Raw genomic sequence first — 683 nt, 5'->3', positions numbered from 1 at the left:
CTGCTTAACCTGGTAACTGGCTTTAGTGGAGCGCAGATACCAAATACTGTCCTTTCAGTGTAGCCTCTGTTAGGCCACCACTTCAAGACTCTCGATATCTAAATCCACTAATTCTCAGTTACCAATGGCTGCTGCCAGTGGCGTTTTGTCGTGTCTTTCCGGGTTGGACTCAAGATGATAGTTACCGGATAAGGCGCAGCAGTCGGGCTGAACGGGGGGTTCTTGCACACAGCCCAGCTTGGAGCGAACTGTCTACACGGAACGGGACGTGGTGATTTGGGTAAAGCCTCCACCACAACACGGACGCCGCAGGACGGGAACAGGAGAGCGCAAGAGGGAGCCATCAGGGGGAAACGCCTGGTATCTTTATAGTCCTGTCGGGTTTCGCCACCACTGATTTGAGCGTCAGATTTCGTGATGTTCGTCAGGGGGGCGGAGCCTATGGAAAAACGGCTTCGCTCCGGCCTTATTGTCTCTCTGCTAAGTATCCTCCTGGCATCTTCTAGGACGTTTCTGCCCCGTCCGTAAGCCGGTACCGCTCGCCGCAGCCGAACGACCGAGCGCAGCGAGTCAGTGAGCGAGGAAGCGGTATATCACCGGTCCTGCATTTTCTCCTGACGCCCTGTGCAGATTTTCACTCCTGCTATATAACGCACTTTTCAATAACTGTACTCATGCCAACA

General features: G+C 53.9%; 1 protein-coding gene. It reads right to left on the bottom strand.

Translation table 11 applies throughout. The annotated features are described in order from the left end of the window. Positions 1 to 114 precede the first annotated feature (114 nt). A complete protein-coding gene (locus OGY18_RS02235) occupies positions 115 to 228 on the bottom strand; it encodes a replication initiation protein (RefSeq protein WP_071524500.1) in 114 nt (37 codons plus the stop codon). Between the last annotated feature and the right edge of the window lie 455 nt (positions 229 to 683).

Origin of the sequence: Citrobacter sp. Cpo142, assembly GCF_030332425.1 — a bacterium.
GTDB classification, from domain to species: Bacteria; Pseudomonadota; Gammaproteobacteria; order Enterobacterales; family Enterobacteriaceae; genus Citrobacter; species Citrobacter portucalensis.
The sequence above is the reverse complement of the archived record's forward strand: the minus strand, read 5'-3'. Positions and strand labels throughout refer to the sequence as shown.